Raw genomic sequence first — 23,146 nt, 5'->3', positions numbered from 1 at the left:
TAGCTCAGAGCAATATCTTTTAAATAATGGAGATTGCTTATTGCCTCACATTTTTGTTTATTCCGTTTTTTAATGGGATTTTGTTCCTCATGGAAAACAGAACGCCCTTTTGTTGCAGTTTCATGGGCTTGTTTTAAAGATATATCTCTCAAAGAGCACCCAAGTCCATTTCGCGACGGCGTCCATGAATGCTATAACGGTAAAGCTATTGAGCACCTTCATCTTTACGTTTGTGAAGAAGCAAGACGGCACCATCACACTCTTTTCTAGCTCGTGGATGTTGCGACAGCCTTTGGCACTAGAGAGGGTTCATGAGAGGGATTTTAAATCTTTTCTTCTATATTTTTACCCACACGCTAGCCCCGCTTGTGATGTGCAAGGGAATGGTTTTGATTGATCCAAGAAAACAGATTTGAAATGAGAAAATCTTACGTTATTCGGGCGACTAATTCAATATAAATAATGCTAAATTATCATTATAAGTCAATGTATTGTGCAAATATGATATATCTTTAGGGTCTTTATGTTTTAAAGCTTGCATGAAATCATAATTTTTTTGTATAGCGAGCCAAGTGTGTGCAAAATACACACCCCTAACCATTTCAAATCATTCAGCTGTTTCAGTAACAGATAAGCCAAGTTCTACAATTATATCTTCAATCACAAATTCATCGAAGTGCAGCGGATTTTCATCATTTTTTAGCGCTCCCTCTTCAGTGATCCTCTAGATAATTAACTCATTCAGCATCTATACCAGCAAAGCGAAATATTATGTGCTAATTTTTCTTTACATTCATTAACCAAGAACCCTCAAAATGACCTTTTAGCGGATAGAGCCAAAAGGATGAGTCATTCAAAAATCATTTGGTGATATAACTATATCAAGAGCACCGAGAATATGTCTTAGTTTCTAAGTATAGGCGATTTTCCCTCTTTTATTGTATCAGTCTTGTCGAAGACTTTAAGTCTTTTATGTTTAAATCAAAAAATCATAATTGGATTATATTGCATAAAGATGCTTTTTTTTATTTTTCCATTTAACATACGATAAGGTATCTTTTAGGCCTCATAAGAAGCTTTTCCCTTATATCATGATTTCAGAGCTGCGTGAGAGGGATAAAAGATGATGTGGCTTAATAAGAGAGTTTGTTCATAAGCCGTTTGGGTGTCTTAATCAAGGATGCCGTTAGGCGCCTCTGTAAGGTTTTCCTTGAGCTTGAGGAACCAAGGCTTGTTAGTCCCTTCGTTAAAAGCGGGTCTGATGTCATGATTTTGGAGAGCAATTATGAAGAATTTGAGAGGCTGTCGGCCTCTTATTTTGGATTAAGTTATGTATAAACGAAGGGCGCTTTTTTATTCAGGGAGAATAAGAACATATCCAGAAGGGGCTAAACGGAATAAGAGAGCGTCGTAACCCCACGCAGCAGACATGCATACAACAGAAAAAACGCCTTCACCAATTGTTAACATCAATGCGGACGATATAGCGGCTTCATCTGTGGCTTCGCGGCATTCTATAAGATATCCGAAAAAAAATAAAAAGCACGCTAATCCACTCGCACCTGCAAAGAAGCTTAATACGGCATGAACCGGTCCACGAAGACGGAACAGGATAAGAAAAATTATGAAAGTAAATACTGTAAAGATCCCTTCGAATACCCCACGCACCATATTGCACAATTTTCGCATCATAATTGCAGAAAAACTCTGTTCTGCGTATCGATTTTTTCTTTTGATGCTTGTATTCTTAGAAGATATACCGTCCACAACTCCCCCCCGTTTTAAAGCAAAAACGCTATAAATTTAATCGCTTATAATTATATCATCACAAAAGACAAGAAAAATTTATTCATTTTAACGAAAAAATAGGTGTTTTATTGAGGAGCAAATCTATTTTCTTTTGCAAAAGTTATTCAATCCGTTCGTCAATAGAAAGTCTACCCCCATTGAACAGGAAACTATCCTGATGCACAAAAATTTCATAAGCTGTATGTCTAATCAATTCAGAAATCGTAATTCTTCAATCTATCAGCTTATCCACTTTTGCAACTACACTCAAATGGATTCTGCTGATGATAAGTAATGATAACATGAAAAAACACCACACTATCAAACTCTTCAATACAGTATTTGCTTTATGATTTTCACTCAAAAAGCAAGTGCCCACTTCATGAATGACACCATACTAAAGTGCTGTGCATTCACAAATTTCCTAGCATTATCTCCCCTTCTCGAAATTGCACCTCTCCCGCAATCTTATCTCTCAGGTAGCACCCATTAAGACTTTTAAAATATCCAAGGAAACAATTTTCTGAGAAGCTTTCAAGCCTAAAACGCCCCCGCCATTTTATCTATGGTGAGGGCACCCCAAATCACGCAGAAACATGAAAAATCTCTCCGCATTTAAAAACAGAGCTTGTGCTTCAATTGCACGCTTTTTCCTGTTCTTTGGTCCATTGTCCTAAAGCCGCAAGATGATTCATCCGAGCCCGATGACGAAAGGCTTTCTGTGCAACAGCAATATTTTCATCTTTTCCAGCCCATGCTTTTAAGGCAGCTGCTTGCAATGCGCGTCCATAGGAAAAGGTCAATTTCCAAGGCAATGAGCCTAAAGAATTCATGGCAGATAAATGCGCTGTTGCTTCCTGATCAGACTGTCCTCCAGAAAGAAAAGCAATTCCTGGAACAGCAGCAGGAACCGTTTGTTTAAGCACCTGGACGGTTTTTTCAGCAACTTCTTCAACACTAGCCTTGCGTGCATCCTTGCCATCAATCACCATATTGGGCTTTAAAATCATCCCCTCCAAAAGAATACGGGCTTCAAACAATTCTTTAAAGACAGCCTGTAAAACAGCGCGTGTCACCTCAAAGCAACGCGTAATGGAATGCCCACACGACGGTCCATCCATTAACACTTCCGGTTCAACAATTGGCACAATATTCAACTCCTGACACAAAGCAGCATAGCGTGCAAGAGCTTGTGCATTTTGTCTTATGGCGCCTCTTGTTGGCAAAGTGTGTTCATCAATAGCAATTACCGCACGCCATTTAGCAAAACGTGCTCCCAAAGCATAATAATCTTTTAGCCGCTCACGAAGACCATCCAACCCTTCGGTAATTGTCTCTTGGGGAAAAGCAGCCAATGGTTTGGCTCCCGTATCAACTTTAATGCCTGGTAAAGCGCCTGAATCCCGAATAAGATCCGTCAACATTTGTCCAGTTGATGCTTTTTGCCGAATGGTTTCATCAAATAAAATGACTCCAGAAATGGCATTTTCCATAGCTTCTTTTGCGCTAAAAAGCATTTCACGATAAGCACGGCGACTATCTTCATGAGATTCAACACCAATACTTTCAAAACGCTTGCCAATGGTTGCCGTACTTTCATCTGCTGCTAAAATACCTTTACCTGTATACACCAAAGAAAGTGCAATATCTTCAAGCCGTTCGTTCATAAAAAAAATCCTCTTTATTTTGTCTTTAAATTTTCCAAAAGTGCGCACCACGCGCGATATACTCTACACAACAACACACAGTTCTTTTTTTAGCTGCACTTTAAATAGACATTTAAGCTTGCATAAGGGCAAAAATGCCAGGTAAAATCTTACCTTCCATCCATTCCAAAAAAGCTCCTCCAGCAGTCGAGAGATAAGTAAAATCATTGGCAACACCAGCATGATTAAGGGCGAAAACCGTATCGCCTCCTCCCGCAATTGAAACCAGTTTCCCTTTTTGACTACGTTCTGCTGCATAGCGTGCCACGGCAATTGTTCCCTTATCAAAGGGAGGCATCTCAAAAACACCAAGGGGTCCATTCCACACAAGGGTAGCAGCTTCATCAATTGCAGCATTGATATGCGCAATAGAACGTGCACCAACATCCATAATCATGCCATCTTGTGGAATATCTTCAATGTCATAGAGACGATGTGGTGCATCTTTTTCAAAGCGAAATCCAACGACAGCATCCTGAGGGAGCAGAAGCTTACATTGACACTCTTGCGCTTTTTTAATGATTTTTTTAATTGTTTCCATCAATGCATGTTCACACAGTGATTTCCCTACATGGATACCTTGCGCCGCTAAAAAACTGTTGGCCATGCCCCCACCAATAACCAAAGAGTCGACTTTTTCCACCAAATGATTGAGCACAAAAAGCTTACTAGAAACCTTGGCACCTCCCACAAGGGCAATTACAGGACGTGTTGGATTGCCCAATCCTTTTTCTAATGCCTGCAATTCACCTTGCAAAGAACGCCCCGCATAAGAAGGCAACAAATGCGTTATGCCCTCTACCGAAGCATGGGCACGATGAGAAACTGAAAAAGCATCATTAACATAGAGATCGCCATTATGAGCCAAAGCTTCTGCAAAAGAACAATCATTTTTTTCTTCCCCTGAATGAAAACGAACATTTTCAAGCAGTAAAACACTCCCATTTTGTAATGACTCAACTGCAACCTGCACCGCCGAACCGATACAGTCAGGAGCAAAAGCAACCGGCTGATTAATGATCTTTTCCAATACTTGTACAACAGGACGGAGTGAAAACTCTTGTTCTACCTTTCCTTTGGGGCGACCACAATGAGAAAGCAGAATAAGTTTAGCACCACGCTTTTGTAACTCAACGAGTGTTTCTTTATGTCGTACAAGACGTGTCTCGTCACAAACTTTGCCCAGTGCCATAGGAACATTAAAATCCACGCGCACAAGAACACGTTTGCCCAAAACATCAACATCATCAAGTGTACGAAACCCCATCACTGCTTCCTCTTCACTTTCCATTGTTTCAAATAAAAACGCATCCAACAACCCTGCCCACTTTTCTTTCCAATTATCCCCTCTTTGCTTTTACAAGAGATCCACAACATCCTATCTCTCACCCTGTGCTTAAAAATCCAAAGCTTTTATCGTCAAATGTACAAAAGCCCACCATTGCTATTAATCTTCATATTCCATTGTGGCAAACAAATGCATTGGCTCAACTTGATCTCTATTAAAGCTTCCTTTTACTTCTAGGCAAAAGAATTTACATCTCCTTTTTTATGACGTTTTCTCAAAGGGTATCTCGTTCAGATCTTGCTTTTTCAAAGTTTATTCTTTTATTCAGCTTTTAAAAGCACGTATTGACCCAGTATTAAAACAAAACACATCATCAATGTTTCAATAGCTCTTCTCTCTAGCGCATGAGAACAACAGCCTCTATCTGTTTTTCTCAAAATTGCACAAAAATGAGACTTTTTCCTATAAAAAGAGGACCCTGAGGTCCTCTTATATTGTCTTAGCAAAAGCCACAGCCGTATCACTCATACGGTTAGAAAAGCCCCATTCATTATCATACCAAACCAAAACACGACAGAGCTGACCATCAATTACTTTGGTTTGATCATTGTGGAAAATCGCTGAATAAGGATTATGATTAAAATCACAACTCACGAGTTTCTCTTCTGTCGTGTCTAAAATTCCCTTCAAAGAACCTTGTGCAGCAGCAGCAATAGCTGTATTAATTTCTTCGATTGTTGTGGAACGCTTAGCAATAAATGTCAAATCAACCACAGAAACATTAGGGGTTGGAACACGAATCGATACACCATCAAGCAATCCCTTTAATTCTGGCAAAACCAATCCCACAGCTTTTGCCGCTCCTGTTGAGGTAGGAATCATAGAAAGAGCTGCCGCACGTGCACGATAAAGGTCCCGATGCATTGTATCCAACACAGGTTGATCACCCGTATAAGAATGGATTGTTGTCATGAAACCCTTTTCAATGCCCACCGTGTTGTGTAAAACTTGTGCAACAGGCGCCAAACAATTGGTTGTACAAGAAGCATTTGAAACAACGCGATGCTCGCTGCTTAAAGATTGATGATTAACCCCATAGACAACCGTAAGATCTGCTCCTTCAGAAGGCGCAGAAACAAGAACACGCTTTGCCCCCGCCTCCAAATGAGCACTTGCTTTATCACGCGCCGTAAAAATGCCCGTACATTCCAAAGCAATATCGATATCCAAATCTTTCCAAGGCAATTGAGCAGGATCACGCTCTGCGCATACCTTTATTAAACCACCTCCCACATCAATAGCATCCCCCACCACCTCAACAGTTCCAGGGAAGCGCCCATGAACTGAATCATAGCGCAACAAATGGGCATTTGTTTCCACAGATCCTAAATCATTAATTGCAACCACTTTAATATCTTGTCGTCCACTTTCTACAAGCGCACGTAAAATATTGCGTCCAATACGACCAAACCCATTAATTGCAACACGAACCGTCATTTCACATGTTTCCTCATCAATTTTTAAAAGCACACCATTTAAAACACAATAAATAGGTATTTCATCAATCCCAAATCATTAATTCCTATAACGTCAATATCTTGATTAATCACTTACTTATCCACAATAATGCACAAGATCATCCACAACACTGTACAGTATAGACGCCCTACGACCAAACCAACTCATGACAACACAAGTTGTCATTTTGTCTTTTCCTCTTTGATCTTTCCAAGCTCTTTTTCTGCGGTCGCAACGACATTTTCCCAAGTAATACCAAAATGCGCATAAAGGGTATCAATTGTTCCACTTGCCCCAAAGCCCTCCATACCAATAAACACACCATCACAGCCAATAAAACGGTCCCATCCTTGGGAGACAGCAGCTTCAATAGCAATTTTAATCGGTGCCTCTCCAATGAGAGCACGCTGATAGGAGAGAGATTGTTGAGAAAAAAGTTCAAAACAAGGAACAGAAATCACACGCGTTGGGATATTTTTTTCTTCTAAAATCGCATGTGCTTGTACCGCAATTTGCAATTCTGAACCGGAAGCAAATAAAGTCACTTGCGCTTCATCACTGGCCGTTAATAATTCATAAGCACCAAGCATACAAAGATTTTCTTCTTCATACTCTTGACGCAAAAGCGGTAGATTTTGTCGACTCAAAGCCAAGGTAGAAGGTGTTCCGCGTGCTTTCAAAGCCAATTGCCAACATTCGACTGTTTCCATGGCATCAGCAGGGCGAAATACAAGATGATTAGGCATGGAACGCAGGCAAGCCAAATGCTCCACAGGTTGATGGGTAGGACCATCCTCACCAAGACCAATAGAATCATGGGTCATGACATAAACCACCCGCAACCCCATAAGAGAAGACAAACGCATAGCGGGACGCATATAGTCAGAAAAGCATAAAAATGTTCCCCCATAAGGAATAAAGCCCCCATGAAGAGCAAGCCCATTCATTATAGCGCCCATTGCGTGTTCGCGAATTCCATAATGCAGATAGCGCCCTGAAAAATCATCTGCAGAGATACTTTTCATTTGGCTGCTTTTTGTGTTATTGGACCCTGTTAGGTCGGCAGAACCACCAATGGTTTCCGTAATGACTTCATTGATCACTTCAAGAGCCATTTCCGAAGCTTTACGCGTAGCAACAACGGGGCGCTCTTCAACCAATTTCTGTTTATAAGCATCGATAGCGCCATCAAATCCGCCCACGAGATCGCCCCGCATCAATCTTTCAAACTCCACACGCTCTGAAACAGGAAGATCAGCAAATTTTTCTTCCCATTTTTGACGTTTTTTAGCAGCATTGAGACTAGCCAAGCGCCAATTATCGAGAATATCGGCTGGAATAACGAAAGGCTCAGCATCCCACCCTAAAGCGATACGGGTTTCAGTGATTTCTCGTGCACCCAAAGGGGCACCATGAACTTTATTGGTACCCGCTTTATTGGGTGCTCCAAAACCAATTGTTGTTTTACAAGCGATCAAAGTTGGTTTATCGGAATTTTGTGCCGCCTCAATAGCCCGCGCAATTGCTGCTTGATCATGCCCATTGACTTTATGTGTCTCCCAACCAGATGCCTTAAAACGCGCAATCTGATCTGTACTGTCAGCAAGGGAAATCTCTCCATCGATAGAAATATTATTATCGTCCCACAACACAATAAGCTTATTGAGTTTCAAATGACCGGCAAGGGAAAGTGCTTCTTGAGATATCCCTTCCATAAGGCATCCATCGCCTACCAACGCATAAGTGTAATGGTTGATAAGATCACCAAAACGGGCATTTTGCAAACGCTCTCCAAGAGCCATCCCCACGGCATTAGCCAATCCTTGTCCGAGAGGACCAGTCGTTGTTTCGATTCCCGCCACATGCCCATATTCTGGATGCCCAGCAAGCTTTGCTCCTAATTGGCGAAAATTTTTGAGATCTTCAATGCCAATATCTTCATAACCAGAAAGATACAAGAGAGCATAAAGCAACATAGACCCATGTCCTGCTGATAACACAAAACGATCACGGTTAGGCCAGCGAGGTTTTTTGGGGTCATGAGCAAGAAATTTTGTATAAAGAACCGTAGCAATATCGGCTGCTCCCATTGGCAAACCCGGATGACCAGAATTTGCTTTTTCAATCGCATCAATAGCAAGAAAACGGATAGCATTGGCCATCTGATTCTGTTGGTGGGTGTTTGTCATGAATAATCGACCATTTCGTTAAATACGTTATTCTGTTGCTTTTTCCGTATTCTCTTAAAGTTCTCAAGAAATACTATTTTCTAATCCTTAGCGTGAGACTTTTTGCCACCACTTCAATAATATTAATAACATTCCCCTCACGCGTTCTGTATATCCATGTCATTTATGCCAATACGCGCAAAAAATCCAGCTTTTAATTTATATCTATCCCCTGCTTTGCTTGCTAAAATATCCTACATACTTAAAAATAAAATGCACACAACACAAGAGTGAAAGTGATTCGTTTTTGCATAACACATTGATAAAGGATACAATTACCCAAAGGATAAAGGCAATGAACCAAGAGACTACAGTTCTACAAGATGCTTTAGAGCACCTAGAAAAGGCACTTAGAACTTTAGAGATCACCATAATAAACCGCAATGCCGTTATTGATAAAAATAACGAATGGGAAGAAGAAATCCAACGAATGAATGCTGACCGCAGCCATCTTGCCCAAGCGCTTGACAAAGCTGAAGCCCAAATTGAACGCTTAGAGTCCGTAAACAAAGAAGTTTCCAAACGTCTTATTAAAGCAATGGAAACAATTCGTGTTGTCATTGATAGATAAAGGTTTGAATGTATGGAAACTGTTTCCGTTACCATTGATGGTAAAATTTATCGCATGGCTTGTGACAAAGGACAAGAACGTCGTCTTATTGCGCTTGCTGCTCAATTAGATCAATATATCACACATTTAAAGAACAATTTTGGTGAAATTGGCGACCATCGTTTATCGGTTATGGCTGGCATAATGATTATTGATGAAATGGAAGAAATAAAACGAGAAAATAAAAAATTACAAGAAGACTACAATACTCTTTTACGACTCCACAACGAAAGAGACCGCACCATGGGGAAAATTATGCGTGACACCACACAACGCATTGAAAATCTCACCAACCAATTGCTCAAAGATGATCAAAACTGCACAAACATTCAAGAACAAGAACAGGAAGATTTCTAAAAAGTACATCAGCGCGTAATAAACCAAGATTTGACTTGCCTCTCACACCTTACAGAACAAAAATCCTAAAACCCACACCAGTGTGTAAACAGTCTGGTTTTTTATAGGAAGGATTCCAGCTACTCACGACTTATGGGATTAACTTAAACCTCAACAAGAAAGCCCTACCCTGAATATTTCACCTCCGCACAAACACTTCCTATATCAAGGAGGCTACCTTATATCACCACATTTCAAATGAGATGTCTTTTAAAAGCGCAATAAGATAACAAAACCAACATCATTGTAAAAAAAATCATATAAATGACAACAACAACAAACAAATAAAGCACCCTTCGAAAAAAAGAGCTATATTCATGTTCCCTATGAATGCATGCCAAAAAATTCTTTCCCCTAGATAATACAATATATATTAAAAAATAACCTTATCTATTATACCGTAAAACACCGCTATTTGATAATATAAGCACCATAGAGTCTTTGCGCCTGAAATGTCCATCCGATGAAACCCACCGAAAAGAACCGTATCATTTATAAACCAGCGTGAATTAAGTATTTTCATCCTTTAGAGCAGGAAAAAAGTCAAACCCAAAGAGTATGTTAATCTCATACAACCTCAAACATCATAAACAACAATAGCTCTTGAAACCATCCTCTACCGACATCTTTATCCTTATAACAAATAATCCATATTTCTCTCCCCACCCCTCAAAATCTCCAAGCTTAATAAAAGAAAGAGCAAGTCGGCATCATCATTATAGTCAGCCCTCAATATTGCAACAGCCCCCTTGGCTCTTGAAACGCTTCATAAGAAGTATGCCTTTCTTGTACAATTTTTACCCACATGTCCCACCCACTTATGACGTACAAGCAAAGAGTTATGATTAACAAAACATAAATAAATTTAAGATAATCTTACGGTATTCGGGGTTCTAATTCAAGTTTAATAACGATAAATTATCATTATAAATCAATATGTTGCAAATGCCCCGACAAAGAATATTTAAAAACACATTCACCCATCACTTTTTCTTATAACATACCAGTACGATTTTTTAGGTACATAATTTTAACTTTATTCAATTCTGTTTGCAAAAGTTTAAAATGAGAACAATTTCAAGGCTCTCATCCAAAAAGAAAAAGAATAAATTCTCATTATCAATGAACATCTCGCTCGTATAAACATCAATAAAGCAATTCCCAATATGCCTCAATGAAATAAAAAGGGGGCTCCCATTAAATGCCCTACCGTAAAAGCAGCTTCCTCAGAACTAAAACAAAATCAAAAGACAATATCACCGGATCTGCTCCCATCACCAAACTGGACGACCTAACGCAATATCTTGCTATCTTACGATAGGAGATAAAAGAATAATGAGTCTATGGAGGCATTCACAAAAGACGAACAGCCGTTGTTTTTAAAGCCTGTTCAAAGGCGCATGAAAAAACACCATGCGTAAACGGCTCAAATCCCTTTCGTTCCATCTTGAGAGACAGAAGCAATACGCAAGAGATTTGTCGCACCAGGCGTTCCAAGGGGAACACCAGCTGTCACAAGGAAGCGATCTCCCCCTTTGCAAAAACCTTCCTGAAATGCAATGGCTGCTGCACGATCAACCATATCCTCTAAACTCCGTGCATCTTGCGTGACCACACAATGAAGCCCCCAAACGAGAGCCAAACGCCGTGTTGTTTCCACAATGGGAGATAAAGCAATAATCGGTCTATTAGGGCGTTCACGAGAGGCGCGCACCCCCGTTGTTCCTGAAGCCGTATAAGCAACGATAGCGGATAGCGCAAGTGTTTCAGCAATCTGACGCGCAGCAAGAGAAATCGCATCCGTTCCTGTTGATTCTGGTGCTGGATGTTGTGCTCCAACCTGAGCGGCATAAGTGTGATCCTGTTCGATTTGCCGCGCGATTCGGTCCATCATAAGCACAGCTTCTTCAGGATAACGACCAGAAGCAGATTCAGCCGACAACATCACCGCATCTGTTCCTGCATAAACTGCTGTAGCAACATCCGACACTTCTGCGCGTGTCGGAACAGGAGATGTGATCATTGATTCGAGCATTTGTGTTGCCACCACAACAGGCTTTCCTGCTAAACGACAAGCTTTTATGAGCTCCATCTGAAGTGCAGGAACCTTTTCCAAAGGCATTTCCACTCCGAGATCACCCCGTGCAATCATAATGCCATCAGATACCTCAATAATTTTCTCTATATGCTCCAAGGCTTGAGGCTTTTCGATTTTAGCCATCAAAGACACCTTGCTTTTCGTCAACTGACGCACCGCCATAATATCTTCTGGACGTTGAATAAAAGAAAGAGCAACCCAATCAACAGGCTGCTGTAAAAGAGCCTGAAGATCCCCCTTATCTTTTGACGTCATCGCATCAAAAGGCAAAATTGTATCGGGAAAACTGACACCTTTTCGATCAGAAATACGGGCTCCAGCAACCACGCGACACTGTATAGAATGACCATCACAAACTTGCGCACGCAGTTCCACCCTTCCATCATCAATCAACAACCGATTTCCTGGTTTAACAGCTGAAAATACATCCTCATGAGGGAAAAAAACACGCTGTGCATCACCAAGAACATCGCGATTATCTAACGTAAAGCTTTGCCCAACACGCAAATCTTCTTGCCCCTTAGCAAAACGCCCCACACGCAGTTTTGGCCCCTGAAGATCCACTAAAATACCAATGGGGCGTCGAACTGTTTTTTCAACTTCTCGTATAGACTTGACCAAATCACCCAGCATATCACGATCAGTATGGCTCATATTAAGACGAAAAACGTCTGCCCCTGCCCTAAAAAGCTTTTCAATCATCAAACGAGAAAAAGAAGAAGGACCAAGAGTGGCAATAATTTTTACTTTACGTGCACGTTTCACGGTGGAGAATTTCCTGAAAGAGAAGGTATAACTGAATTGTTTAGCAAAGACTCATCCGTCAACTGTACCATCCAACTGGTTTGATTTCCGGTATCGATTTCTTTAAATTCAGCCTTTTGATATCCTCGAGGGAAACAATCATGAACCCCTTGAATGGTAAACTGGCTATCTTGCACACACATGGTCACAGAGCCTGCCCAGTTCCCTTTTTTTTGTGCCCCTTCCGCATAAAAATAATAAAACCGTGAAGCAAGAGGCCCCTCAATTAAAGTTTTACACTCCGTCACTGGTACAGTCCACCAGCCTTCGCTCACCCACCCTGAAAATGTACGATATCCAAGAGCAACCCCTACAGACTGCTGAGTTGTATTACAAACCCTAAAGTCAGCTTTTGCAAAAACAACAAGGGGAAACAAGAGCAAAAGGCTCAAGAGAAAAACTTTTAATCCTTTCTGAAGCACCCAATATCGTTTTTTTAAAATCACAAAACTTCCTCTATAATGCCAAATTCTCAAAACAAATTACACATTTCTTTATTTTAAAAGCTTTTCAAATCTAAAACGTATATTTTTCTTTTTATAGCCCTTTTATCAATGCATATATTTTAAAAATTTTACAAAATATTTAAAGTCAATTTGTAAAAAAACTGTGTAGCTTGACTTACTTTTTATTTTCAAGCTTTTTTAACCTAAATTCGTCGTCGAAAAACAACTTAAAATATATAACTTGGAGAAAAATACAATGAACGATACAGTAACCGATCAAACACACGCTATATCCGTAAACCAATTACGCTCTTTTATCGAACGTATTGAAAGACTAGAAGAAGAGAAAAAAACCATTTCTGATGATATTAAAGACGTTTACACTGAACTTAAAGGCTCTGGTTTTGATAGTAAAGCTGTTCGAAGCATTATACGATTGCGTAAAAAAGAAGAACATGAAAGAATGGAAGAAGAAGCAATCATTGAGCTATATAAAAATGCGCTTGGTATGAATTAACACCATTGAGAACATTGGAAATTTTCCTAAGAAAAGAAAATATAAAAAACAAATGAATGTATAAAAATTTCACCCAAACAATAAGCAGTTTGTGTAACTTGTAACGAGACTATCGGTCACAGAATACACAATATTTGTAACAGCCCTCACATTTAAAAGGATTTATACAGAGAATTTTTATTCTTATTCTTCAATCATTTTTATCCACATAACCCCTCACTTGTATGCCAACCTATGCCAACCCAGTTTGTGATGTGCAAGAGAGGTGTTTTTATGATTAAACATCTAGAGATTTGAAATGAGAAAGTCTTCCGATATTGAGTACTCTCTTCCTTCAAATTGAAAAAATGAATTATGATGATAAATCAATTTATTATCTACGAAAAGAAACATATGAAAGCGGTCAGCAGTTGAAATCCGCTAAACGAGAGTCTGAACCGTTTACAAAAGAAGAGGTGGTTAAGGATCTTCGTCTTTTAGGATAGGGAAAAGTGCAGCATATTTACACATTTGATAAAAAGACCCTTAACAAAACTTTATTCAAATCTATTAAAGGACTCATACAGATCATTGATTCGAGAGGTTAGAATGTGATCTCTCCATTTTCCAGAAATCATCAAATAGTCTTTAGCATAGCCTTCTTTTTCAAAATGAAGGCGTTTTAATAAACGTTCGCTTTTTATGTTCTCAGGTCTATAATTTGCCATCACTCTATGCAGATGATAAATATGAAAGATATGCCGTATTAGAGCCGATAAACTCTCAAACATGAGACCTTTTCCTTGTTGTTTTTCATCAAGAGAAAAACCAAGATGACAGGCTTGAAAAACACCCCGAACCACATTTGTAAAATTCACAACACCAATAATTGTGTTTTCATTTTTTAATCGTACGGCATATCGGTATGCTTGTCCCTTTGCACTTTCACAAGCAAATGCATTGGCTCGTGTTTCCCAAGCCGTTAGGCTGTGGTAACCATCAGATCTAACAGGTTCAAAAGGACGCAGGTGATTCGCATTACGGAGAAAATAAGAAGACAGTTCAACTGCATCTTCTAAACCGATCAATGTGGAAATTGTTCGCTTTGTTTTAATTGCCATCATTTTCTCCTCCTAGAAATGTTACAATAACATGTTGATTTACCCTAACAAATCATCATTTTTAAACTCAAATCATAACATCGAATACAGTAAGCTTTTCTCATCACAACACTTCTTATGTTAGAATTAATGAGGATCATTTGCTTTTCCGTCATAAGCGGGGGTGGTATCTTTAAAGCATAAGGTAAAGACAAGGGCATGTTTCTTATGAATGCTCTCAAATTCCAAAGGAGCTGTAGCAACATTGGGGACTGGCAAAGTATGCAATGAAACTGGCGTGCTTCCATATATGAAATTTTGAAAAAGCTCACAGCAAAGATAGTTTTGTTTCTTTGCCTTTCAAGCTCAGAGCATGCTTGTTTTGCGCTACCATATCATTGCCCCCGTATAGAAATCCCAATGACCATCGCCTTGAAATGCTATATGTTACAGTGCAATCTAAAAAGTCTCTGCCATAACTCGTCAACAGCACTGTTCCCGCTAAATCAGCCACAAACTCTTGTAACAAATCAAAGAAAAGCGATGATGCAATACAAATCTTTTAAAGTTTTTTAGATATTACCGTGAACACGCTTCCATTTCTTCGCGTAAAATTTCAAGTTCTAGCCATTCTTCTTGCTTTTGTGTGCAAGTATTTTTCTTTTTTTCCAATGCCGTTGATAAACGCTCAAAACGTTCTTTATCGCGGCGATAAAGGGTTGGATCAGAGAGCTCTTGCTCAATTTTTTTGATTTCGTCCTGCAAAACAGCAATTTCTTCAGGCAATTTTTCCAATGCATAAACCTGCTTATAAGACAATTTACCTCGTGTTTTTTTCTCCCGCCCTACCAAGCTATGTTCTGTTGATGAATCCTGCTTTGAAAGCTCTCCCGCTTGAGATTTTGAAGGTGCTTTACGCTGCGATAATTCTGTTTTTTTGCGTTGTAAACGAAGAGCATGCTGGTTTTGCGCTATCATATCACTATAGCCACCCGCATACAAAACCCAATGACCATCACCTTGAGGTGCCAACATATGCGTTACAGTACGATCTAAAAAGTCTCTGTCATGACTGACCAACAATACTGTTCCCGCAAAATCAGCAATAAATTCTTGCAACAAATCCAAAGTTTCCATATCCAAATCATTGGTCGGTTCATCAAGAATCAAAAAGTTTGCAGGACGCGAAAGAAGGCGTGCAAGCATGAGGCGTGCTCTTTCTCCCCCTGAAAATTCTTTAAGGGGAGTGCGTGCTTGTTCTGGTGAAAATAAAAAGTCTTTCATATAAGAAACAACATGCCGCTCCAGCCCATTGATCACAAGAGTATCACCTCTTCCTCCCGTTAAATAATGCGCTAAAGTTTCTTCTTCATTTAAAATACGCTGCTGATCAAGCAATGCCATGGAGAGGTTATAGCCATGCCTCACCGTTCCACTATCCACGGCTTCTTGCCCAATTAATGCAGACAGGAGCGTTGTCTTTCCGATACCATTAGGTCCCACCAAACCAATTCGATCACCCCGCTGAATGCGCAAAGAGAAATCTTTCACGATCATGCGCTCACCATAGGATTTTGAAATTTTCTTTGCTTCAAGCACCAATTGCCCAGAATCATGACTTTTCGCTGCTGTCAAAAGTGCATTTCCTGGCTGCCCTTTATAGGTTTGATGACGCTGTCTTAAGTCTTTTAATTCGCCTAAGCGCCGTACGTTACGCTTACGCCGTGCGCTCACGCCATAACGCAACCATTGCTCTTCACGAGCAATTTGGCGCCCCAATTTATGCTGTTCGATGGCTTCTTCTTCCAGTGCTTTATCACGCCAATTTTCAAATTCTGAAAAACGCTTTTCCAGTCTTTTGGTTGTGCCTCGATCAAGCCATACCGTTGACCGCGTAACATTTTCTAAAAATCGCCGATCGTGGGAAATCACCACAATCGCTGAACGCAAAGAAGACAAAACAGCTTCCAGCCATTCAATAGTTGGTAAATCAAGATGATTGGTTGGTTCATCTAAGAACAAAATATCGGGTTTTGCAGCAATGGCCCGTAACAACGAAACACGCCGCTTTTCGCCTCCCGAAAGCGTTTCCAATTTTTCCGTCCCCGAAAACCCTAAATTTGTGCGAAGCATATTGATCCACTGAACATCAGATGTTTCATCCAGCCCCGCTTCCATATAAGCATTAATATCTTCAAATCCTGAACAATCCGGATTTTGTGAGACATAACGGAACGTTACTCGCGGGTGGCGAAAAATTTCGCCACCATGAGGTTCTAATATTCCTGCGGCAATTTTTAACAGGGTCGATTTTCCACAACCATTACGGCCAACCAACGCAATACGCGCCCCCTGCTCAACCGATAAAGAAGCTTGATTGAGCAAAGGTGTTGTTCCAAAATTTAAGAAAATGCGGTCAAGCCGCAGAAGCGGCACCGCCATTAACGAACGCGGCGCGGACAAGGTGCTTTATACATCACCCCTCTTGCATCACGGTAAGCACATAATTGTCTAACAGAAACTCTCTGCCCACAAGGTGCTTGGTAAACATACCCTCTACGACCACGATACGTGCACAATTGTGATGCCTGTCTTTGTTGTTTTCTTTGATTTGCAGCTGCACCTGTTACTGTTCCAGCCAAAGCACCAAATGCTGCACCGGTAAGCGCTGCTCCAGGCGTACTTCCACCAATAGCAGTTCCAGCCAAAGCACCGATTGCTGCTCCTCCTACGCCGTAACGTGCAACACGTTCATCGTTTGTAGTACAAGCGACTGAACTGAAACCAATGGCTGAAACAACGGCCACTTTAAAAATTGATTTTAACATATCAAAACCTTTCCTTCTCAAGATCAATACATATATCGTTTATGTCGGCACTTCATCACTAGGCCCCCCTCTGCCTTATTCAAAATATATTGGAAGAGCTTTATGGAATAGGCACAGACGCTAACAATATAGCTTTTCCAGAACCTAAATGGCAAGAAAAGGTTCCACAAATACGGTTAGAAAGTGTTAAAGAAGAGCCAAATGACACATTTTTGTCACAAATTTGCCATTTTACTCCCTTAAGCGTTAAACCTTTTAAATCAGAAAAACCGATAATACTAAACAAACATCCCTTAGGCAAATCATACGAACAAGGTTTTGACAAAACCGGCCAACCTTCTTCCAAACCGCTTGTCAACAACACTGAAATACCCCTTTCAGCCATCATCAACGCTTGCGTCATATGAGAAAGGCTATGATCACTTCGCTTCCCTGCCAAAGCACCGCATAAAATAAGCTTTTTAGCGCCATTTTGCAGCGCTCTTTCACATGCCAGAGCACTATCTGTCATATCTTTATCAGAAGGAAAAACTTCACGCGGAACATGACTATATTGACGTATTAAATTCTCATCTGATGAATCAAAGTCCCCTAACCACAACTCAGGCATCACATTAAGCGCTGCCGCATGACGCATACCACCATCAGCAGCAATTACCCGACTGTTTTGAATTTGATTAAGCAAACGATCAGTGATATGAACATCCCCATTTAATAATATCGTAAATGTTGTCATGCCATACTTTGCCTTTCACAAAATTTTCTTTACAGTGCATCTTTTATAAGTGAGAGTCATTTTTTATAAACAAAAAGCGTGATATAGCCAAACGAATCCCTACTCCTAATGCCTTTCTTAAAGAAACATACGATACAAAGATACAAATGCAATTTGCCAAATTACTCCGCAGAAATAATGTGCACCATGGTCCAACGCACCCCATTTTTCACCGCAATTTTCTTTTTCACTCATGCCTGTATAAAGCAACTTTCATAAGTTTAACACTTCTCCTTTCGGCTTGTCATACACCCCTTTCTCAAAATAACAGGCTTTCTTCCATTTCTTCTAAAACTATCAAAAGTGTCAACAATCACAATATCTATGTCACATTAAGCGCTCTGCAACACCCACGTATTTTACAAATGTATGGTGGCGCTTATCATAATGCAAAACTTGAACACCTTTTAGCAAAGATTGTCCGTAAACTGGCAGTTGCATCACATAGTTCTCATCAAAGCTATTCTGTAACAATTTTAAACTCAGAAACTGTAAACGCTTTTGCGCTCCCCAATGGTTCGATCTACATCACCCGTGGCATGCTGGCATTAGCCAATGATTCTTCAGAAGTTGCAGCCATTTTAGCCCATGAGATAGCACATATCAGAGCCAATCATGGCATTTTACGCCTGCAAAAAGAAGCCCAATTAAAGATGACAAATCACATGTCTTCACGTCTTCTTTCTTCTATTGGCAAAAAACTTCATAACCCTATGCAAAACAAGCAACAACTCGCGCAATTTTCCCGCAATCAAGAGCTGGAAGCTGACTCCCTTGCACTCGAAATGCTCCAACAGTCAGGATATGATCCTTTTGCTTCACCGCGCTTTCTTCAAACAATGGAAGCCTATAGTGCTTTGCGTAATATCTCTGGCACCCAAAATGCCTCTCTAGATTTTCTAGCTTCTCACCCAACTACCCCTCAACGCATTCGGCTTGCGATAGAAAAAGCGCGTAAAATCAGTAAAGGGAATAATAAAATATCCGATCATGATTCTTTTCTCAAAAGCCTTGATGGCATAATTTTTGGAGGAGGCTTTTATACAGGTTTTGTACGAGGCAACCAATTTATTCACCCACAATTGCGCATAGCTTTTTCTGTTCCAAACAATTTTACAATAGAACATTCAGCACACACTGTTTGGGCCAGTGGACCAGATAAAATTGCGATTCGTTTTGACGCTATTCCACATCCTGCTGAAATATCTGCGAGTGATTATTTGAAAAGCGGCTGGATTATCGGTCTAGATCAATCATCTATCCGCCCCATCACAATTCAAGGGCTCCGCAATCAAGAATTTATGCGTCAAGAATCCCAAAACCAAAGTTTACTTGGAGCGCGGGCCCATGCTACCAATGATCAATGGCAATTTGATGTGGTTGTCATTCCATTCAACAACCACATCTTTCGTTTTTTGACGGCCGCTCCACATAATTCTCGAAATTTTGCAGAGGTTGCCCAAAAAACGCTACAAAGCTTTCATTCTCTTTCATCTTCACAGTTAAAAAAATTGCAGCCCTTAAAAATCCGTGTTGTCCGTGTTAAACAAGGAGAAACCGTTGCCAATCTTGCAGATAAAATGCAATACACACCCTATAAAGAAAAACTCTTTCGCATCCTCAACGCCCTCTCACCAACGCAAACTTTACCCGCAGGTACAAAAGTGAAAATTATTACAGAATAAGCCTTTCTTCTCATCCGTTACAGTTTTGATTCTTTTCTGTCTGTATCACGCCCCCCCCTTAAAGCATATTCGAAAATAAAGAGGAACACTTTAAAATCCAACTTCATCATGCCTTTATAGGTCTCCGTTTGATATATATTTCCTCCAAACTAACAGCCCCCTATCTTCTTCTGTTTATCAGTAGCACTCCCAAAGAGGCATATTCCTAAACAAATATGGCCATCCCCTAAAGCTGACTTTATCATATTCTCATATGCCCCCACTTAATATATTCTCTTTCCCCCCCAAAAGCCTTTCACTGCTTATATATCGTAAGCATCTTCTGAATGAATCGTAAGGAGAGCAGAACGCAATTTTTGCAAAGCCCTAGCTTCAATTTGACGCACGCGCTCTTTCGAGATTCCTAATTTTTCACCCAAAACTTCGAGAGTCGCACCCTCTTCATTTAAGCGACGAAAGCGAATAATTTCCAACTCCCGTTCGTTGAGAATTTGCAACGCATCGTAAAGCCATTGTGTACGCCGTTGACCATCAATGACTTGCTCAATTAAAGCATCAGGAAGAGGACTCTCATCCACCAACACATCCATCTTTGCAATGGGATTATCACTGTTCTCAGAAACAGAAACACTCAAGGAATTATCAGAACTGGAAAAACGAAAATCCATGGTTTCAACATCACGCACAGAAACGCCGAGTTTTTCAGCGATTGTGCGAAAAATATCCTGTTTCGATAAAGCACTATCATCCTGCACCAGTTTTGCTCTCAAACGCCGAAGATTAAAGAAAAGTGCTTTTTGCGAAGAACTGGTTCCCCCTCGAACAATTGACCAGTTTCGCAAAATATAATCTTGAATAGAAGCGCGTATCCACCACGTTGCATATGTTGAAAAACGCACTTCCCGATCAGGTTCAAAACGTGCAGCTGCTTCCAATAGTCCCACATACCCTTCTTGTACCAAATCCCCCAATGGCATTTTGAAACGTTTAAAGCGATTAGCAATAGCAATCACTAAACGCATATGAGCCGCTGCAATTTGATGCATGGCATCATCATCACGTTTGTCTTTCCACCGCAGAGCCAAATCATGCTCTTTTTGTCGTTCAAGATAAGGTGCTTGCATAGCAGAACGCATCATATTACGTCCTAAGCTTTTGTCTGCATCGCTATAATTTTTGCTGCTTTTATAAACAGCATTTGAAAGATTACCCATAATAACCCCTTGCGATTAAATTTATCAAAATTGATTTGGCAACGACATCATTGTTCTTCGCTTAAAAAGAACGCAAAAGTTGTTAACTTCTGTAACCACTACTTTAACGTGTAATTTTATAATCGCAATTGTTTTTTTTACTGTCATGGTAAAACTTCTTGTCATAAGACACAATTTCACCTGCAAAATGCCTTTACAATATGCCTTTTAGCCTATGAAATATTTGAAAAAACTTTCTTTTCACTTTTCATGACAAAACAGCAAAAAAATAAAGTGATCATGCAAAAGAAATGCCGTTTTTTGATAACCGGTTCCGTTTCCTTTTAAATTGAAGAATTTATTTATGCTTTCAGCTTTACAATACAACTAATAAGTGTAATTTGCAAATATAAAGCATCTAAACTGAATGAAAACTGAATGAAAAAAGAATCATTCAAGTTTTAAAGGCGCAAAGAAACAGCAAAAAATGACAAGAGTGATTGAAGCAAACGCAACAAACGTGTTAAAGAAAGAGCACCATTATGAAATTATCGCAAAAAGCTTTTGACCAGTGCCACACTGAGAAAGAAAATGATCATGGATAGCAAGATTGTTCAACAGAATGAGATTCTTCAAGATGATATTCTCATTGAAAAACACGGAAGGGGTAAATTTGAAGGTTTTCGTTTTTATGCCAACAAAAACAGTACCGATCAAATAGCTGGGAAGCAAATTTCGACAGAAATAGAGAATGAGAATTTGATTCTTGCTTTTTCCAAACGCGCGACACGTTTTTGTGCTTGTGCAAATGGAGATTTTACCCTCAGTTCTGATGGAATTGTGCGCTGGATTGGTCAACCCGTAGGACAACTTGTAGCAACAGAAGATTTTTTCAAACCAAAACTGATTGTTTTAGCAGATGAACAACTCACGGGAGAATCCCGCAATAACGTTGTGAAACGATTAGAACGCTTTGTCACCTTTCATTTTGAAACGACTTTAAAACCCCTGTTTGATTTGCGCAATGCTGATAATTTAACGGATTCAACAAACAGTCTTGCTTTACAACTTTTTAACTCTTTAGGGATTTTACCACGCCGCGAAGTCTTAGACATTGTCAAAAACCTTGCACAAGAATCACGTGCCGTTCTTCGACGTCTAGGCGTGCGTTTTGGCGCTTTTCATATCTATGTTGCCGGAATGCTTAAACCTACTCCGGTTCAAGCCATTACTCTCCTGTGGAATCTTCAAAATGCGGAACAAGATCAAACTGGTTTGGGTGAAATTTTTTCAGCATTATCTGCTGGTCGAACCTCTTTGATTGTTGATCCTACCTATAACCGCCAATTTTATCAATTAGCCGGCTACCGAATCTTAGGACAACGTGCTGTACGGATTGATATTTTAGAACGTCTTGCCAATCTCATCCGTCCCGCACTTCATTGGAAACAAGGAAGTGATCCTAAACCCGATGGAGCCTATGATGGCAAAAGTTTTTTTGTTACACCAGCCATGATGTCCATTCTTGGGGCCAATGGAAACGATATGGAAGAAATCCTCAAAGGACTTGGTTATCAATCGTACAGCATAAACAATACTGTTTTTGAACAAAATCTCTTTGCACACCAAGCCTCTTCCCCTGTCAATAGGGCAATGCAAGATGTTCCTGCAGCAGAATGCGTTGGAAGTCAATGGCAAACAATAAGCGATTTAGAAACAACACGAGAAGAAAAAAATACCTCATTCCCAAACACTTTATCCTCTAGTATTGAACAACATCTCCATAAAACCAATCGCTTACCAGCAGCTGAACCTGTTGGGAATTTTGCCAAATCCCCTCGCTCTACAGAAGAAGATAAAGTTGTTTTATTATGGCATTATAAGCATCAATTTCCCCACCATGCACAAAAAAAACGTGATAAATTAGGAAATAAGTGGCAAAATAAATCGAAGAACGCTGTAAAAAAAGCGGAATACAAAAATGAAAATTCCCCTCAAGAAGCACCATCACAAGCAAAACGCTCTCATAAGTTCCACAAATCCCAAGGAAAACATGCAAATCATAAGCCCTTTCAAAAAGAAAAGCGCCTTAATCCTGATTCACCTTTTGCGAAACTAGCTGTACTACGCGATCAACTCACCAATCATAAAAACACGCACACACTTTCCTCTAAAGAGAATTAAAGT

The 23,146-nt window shown here is 40.0% G+C and carries 17 protein-coding genes and 1 pseudogene; 5 read left to right on the top strand and 13 right to left on the bottom strand.

The genetic code is table 11. The features are described 5' to 3' along the window. Positions 1-5: 5 nt before the first annotated feature. The 6 genes and pseudogenes from ACFIMU_RS03795 to tkt all read right to left on the bottom strand — a co-directional run. Positions 6-289 (bottom strand): annotated as a pseudogene (locus tag ACFIMU_RS03795) (integrase arm-type DNA-binding domain-containing protein); the annotation flags it as partial. 1,064 nt (positions 290-1,353) lie between these two features. Continuing rightward, on the bottom strand, positions 1,354-1,767 hold the full coding sequence (locus ACFIMU_RS03790) for a hypothetical protein (RefSeq protein WP_375606561.1): 414 nt from the start codon (positions 1,765-1,767) through the stop codon (positions 1,354-1,356). Positions 1,768-2,423: 656 nt separating this feature from the next. Then, positions 2,424-3,455, bottom strand: a complete 1,032-nt coding sequence (locus ACFIMU_RS03785; RefSeq protein WP_375614513.1) for a class I fructose-bisphosphate aldolase — start codon at positions 3,453-3,455, stop codon at positions 2,424-2,426. 112 nt (positions 3,456-3,567) lie between these two features. Then, a complete protein-coding gene (locus ACFIMU_RS03780; RefSeq protein WP_375606614.1) occupies positions 3,568-4,761 on the bottom strand; it encodes a phosphoglycerate kinase in 1,194 nt (397 codons plus the stop codon). A gap of 510 nt (positions 4,762-5,271) precedes the next feature. Beyond that, on the bottom strand, positions 5,272-6,279 hold the full coding sequence (gene gap / locus ACFIMU_RS03775; RefSeq protein WP_375614514.1) for a type I glyceraldehyde-3-phosphate dehydrogenase: 1,008 nt from the start codon (positions 6,277-6,279) through the stop codon (positions 5,272-5,274). A 203-nt stretch (positions 6,280-6,482) separates the two neighbouring features. Then, positions 6,483-8,489, bottom strand: a complete 2,007-nt coding sequence (gene tkt, locus ACFIMU_RS03770; protein WP_375606564.1) for a transketolase — start codon at positions 8,487-8,489, stop codon at positions 6,483-6,485. A 334-nt stretch (positions 8,490-8,823) separates the two neighbouring features. On the opposite strand from tkt, the gene ACFIMU_RS03765 reads away from it, so the two are divergent. Together ACFIMU_RS03765 and ACFIMU_RS03760 are read left to right on the top strand one after the other, a co-directional pair. Further along, positions 8,824-9,099, top strand: coding sequence for a DUF4164 domain-containing protein (locus tag ACFIMU_RS03765; RefSeq protein ID WP_005774573.1), 276 nt, complete (start codon positions 8,824-8,826; stop codon positions 9,097-9,099). Between the two features lie 12 nt (positions 9,100-9,111). Further along, positions 9,112-9,495 carry a cell division protein ZapA gene (locus tag ACFIMU_RS03760; RefSeq protein ID WP_375606565.1) on the top strand — a complete coding sequence of 128 codons (384 nt, stop codon included), beginning with the start codon at positions 9,112-9,114 and terminating at the stop codon, positions 9,493-9,495. Positions 9,496-10,960: 1,465 nt separating this feature from the next. Here the strand turns inward: ACFIMU_RS03760 and pyk are convergent. Both pyk and ACFIMU_RS03750 read right to left on the bottom strand, forming a co-directional pair. Next, a complete protein-coding gene (pyk, locus tag ACFIMU_RS03755; RefSeq protein ID WP_375606566.1) occupies positions 10,961-12,397 on the bottom strand; it encodes a pyruvate kinase in 1,437 nt (478 codons plus the stop codon). Further along, on the bottom strand, positions 12,394-12,882 hold the full coding sequence (locus tag ACFIMU_RS03750; protein WP_375606567.1) for a DUF1036 domain-containing protein: 489 nt from the start codon (positions 12,880-12,882) through the stop codon (positions 12,394-12,396). The genes pyk and ACFIMU_RS03750 overlap by 4 nt, the downstream gene beginning before the upstream one ends. A gap of 256 nt (positions 12,883-13,138) precedes the next feature. Here ACFIMU_RS03750 and ACFIMU_RS03745 point away from each other — a divergent pair, with 256 nt between their 5' ends. Then, a complete protein-coding gene (locus ACFIMU_RS03745; protein ID WP_005774567.1) occupies positions 13,139-13,399 on the top strand; it encodes a DUF2312 domain-containing protein in 261 nt (86 codons plus the stop codon). A gap of 536 nt (positions 13,400-13,935) precedes the next feature. On the opposite strand, the gene rimJ is transcribed toward ACFIMU_RS03745, so the two are convergent. The 4 genes from rimJ to ACFIMU_RS03725 form a co-directional block, all read right to left on the bottom strand. Continuing rightward, the gene (rimJ, locus tag ACFIMU_RS03740; protein ID WP_375606615.1) at positions 13,936-14,499 is read right to left on the bottom strand and encodes a ribosomal protein S5-alanine N-acetyltransferase; all 564 of its coding nucleotides are present in this window, start codon (positions 14,497-14,499) and stop codon (positions 13,936-13,938) included. Positions 14,500-15,057: 558 nt separating this feature from the next. After that, positions 15,058-16,920: an ABC-F family ATP-binding cassette domain-containing protein gene (locus ACFIMU_RS03735; RefSeq protein WP_375695847.1), complete on the bottom strand. Its 1,863-nt coding sequence runs from the start codon at positions 16,918-16,920 to the stop codon at positions 15,058-15,060. Continuing rightward, on the bottom strand, positions 16,920-17,306 hold the full coding sequence (locus ACFIMU_RS03730; protein WP_375606568.1) for a hypothetical protein: 387 nt from the start codon (positions 17,304-17,306) through the stop codon (positions 16,920-16,922). The genes ACFIMU_RS03735 and ACFIMU_RS03730 overlap by 1 nt, the downstream gene beginning before the upstream one ends. A gap of 100 nt (positions 17,307-17,406) precedes the next feature. After that, on the bottom strand, positions 17,407-18,042 hold the full coding sequence (locus ACFIMU_RS03725; RefSeq protein WP_375606569.1) for a thiamine diphosphokinase: 636 nt from the start codon (positions 18,040-18,042) through the stop codon (positions 17,407-17,409). Positions 18,043-18,188: 146 nt separating this feature from the next. On the opposite strand from ACFIMU_RS03725, the gene ACFIMU_RS03720 reads away from it, so the two are divergent. Next, positions 18,189-19,766: a M48 family metalloprotease gene (locus ACFIMU_RS03720; RefSeq protein WP_375606570.1), complete on the top strand. Its 1,578-nt coding sequence runs from the start codon at positions 18,189-18,191 to the stop codon at positions 19,764-19,766. 302 nt (positions 19,767-20,068) lie between these two features. On the opposite strand, the gene ACFIMU_RS03715 is transcribed toward ACFIMU_RS03720, so the two are convergent. Further along, positions 20,069-20,980, bottom strand: a complete 912-nt coding sequence (locus ACFIMU_RS03715) for an RNA polymerase factor sigma-32 (RefSeq protein WP_142415995.1) — start codon at positions 20,978-20,980, stop codon at positions 20,069-20,071. Positions 20,981-21,556: 576 nt separating this feature from the next. Here ACFIMU_RS03715 and ACFIMU_RS03710 point away from each other — a divergent pair. Continuing rightward, the gene (locus tag ACFIMU_RS03710; protein ID WP_375687579.1) at positions 21,557-23,143 is read left to right on the top strand and encodes a hypothetical protein; all 1,587 of its coding nucleotides are present in this window, start codon (positions 21,557-21,559) and stop codon (positions 23,141-23,143) included. Positions 23,144-23,146 lie beyond the last annotated feature (3 nt).

Origin of the sequence: Bartonella sp. AC70YNML, from assembly GCF_042196545.1 — a bacterium.
GTDB lineage: Bacteria > Pseudomonadota > Alphaproteobacteria > Rhizobiales > Rhizobiaceae > Bartonella.
The sequence above is the reverse complement of the archived record's forward strand: the minus strand, read 5'-3'. Positions and strand labels throughout refer to the sequence as shown.

Bases quoted from the DNA above. Each gene is read 5' to 3' on its own strand.
- ACFIMU_RS03735 (WP_375695847.1), bottom strand. From the start codon at position 16,920: ATGGCGGTGCCGCTTCTGCGGCTTGACCGCATTTTCTTAAATTTTGGA.
- ACFIMU_RS03745 (WP_005774567.1), top strand. From the start codon at position 13,139: ATGAACGATACAGTAACCGATCAAACACACGCTATATCCGTAAACCAA.
- ACFIMU_RS03760 (WP_375606565.1), top strand. From the start codon at position 9,112: ATGGAAACTGTTTCCGTTACCATTGATGGTAAAATTTATCGCATGGCT.
- ACFIMU_RS03710 (WP_375687579.1), top strand. From the start codon at position 21,557: ATGGATAGCAAGATTGTTCAACAGAATGAGATTCTTCAAGATGATATT.
- ACFIMU_RS03730 (WP_375606568.1), bottom strand. From the start codon at position 17,306: ATGTTAAAATCAATTTTTAAAGTGGCCGTTGTTTCAGCCATTGGTTTC.
- tkt (WP_375606564.1), bottom strand. From the start codon at position 8,489: ATGACAAACACCCACCAACAGAATCAGATGGCCAATGCTATCCGTTTT.
- rimJ (WP_375606615.1), bottom strand. From the start codon at position 14,499: ATGGCAATTAAAACAAAGCGAACAATTTCCACATTGATCGGTTTAGAA.
- ACFIMU_RS03720 (WP_375606570.1), top strand. From the start codon at position 18,189: ATGCAATTTGCCAAATTACTCCGCAGAAATAATGTGCACCATGGTCCA.
- ACFIMU_RS03765 (WP_005774573.1), top strand. From the start codon at position 8,824: ATGAACCAAGAGACTACAGTTCTACAAGATGCTTTAGAGCACCTAGAA.
- ACFIMU_RS03780 (WP_375606614.1), bottom strand. From the start codon at position 4,761: ATGGGGTTTCGTACACTTGATGATGTTGATGTTTTGGGCAAACGTGTT.
- ACFIMU_RS03725 (WP_375606569.1), bottom strand. From the start codon at position 18,042: ATGACAACATTTACGATATTATTAAATGGGGATGTTCATATCACTGAT.
- gap (WP_375614514.1), bottom strand. From the start codon at position 6,279: ATGACGGTTCGTGTTGCAATTAATGGGTTTGGTCGTATTGGACGCAAT.
- ACFIMU_RS03785 (WP_375614513.1), bottom strand. From the start codon at position 3,455: ATGAACGAACGGCTTGAAGATATTGCACTTTCTTTGGTGTATACAGGT.
- ACFIMU_RS03715 (WP_142415995.1), bottom strand. From the start codon at position 20,980: ATGGGTAATCTTTCAAATGCTGTTTATAAAAGCAGCAAAAATTATAGC.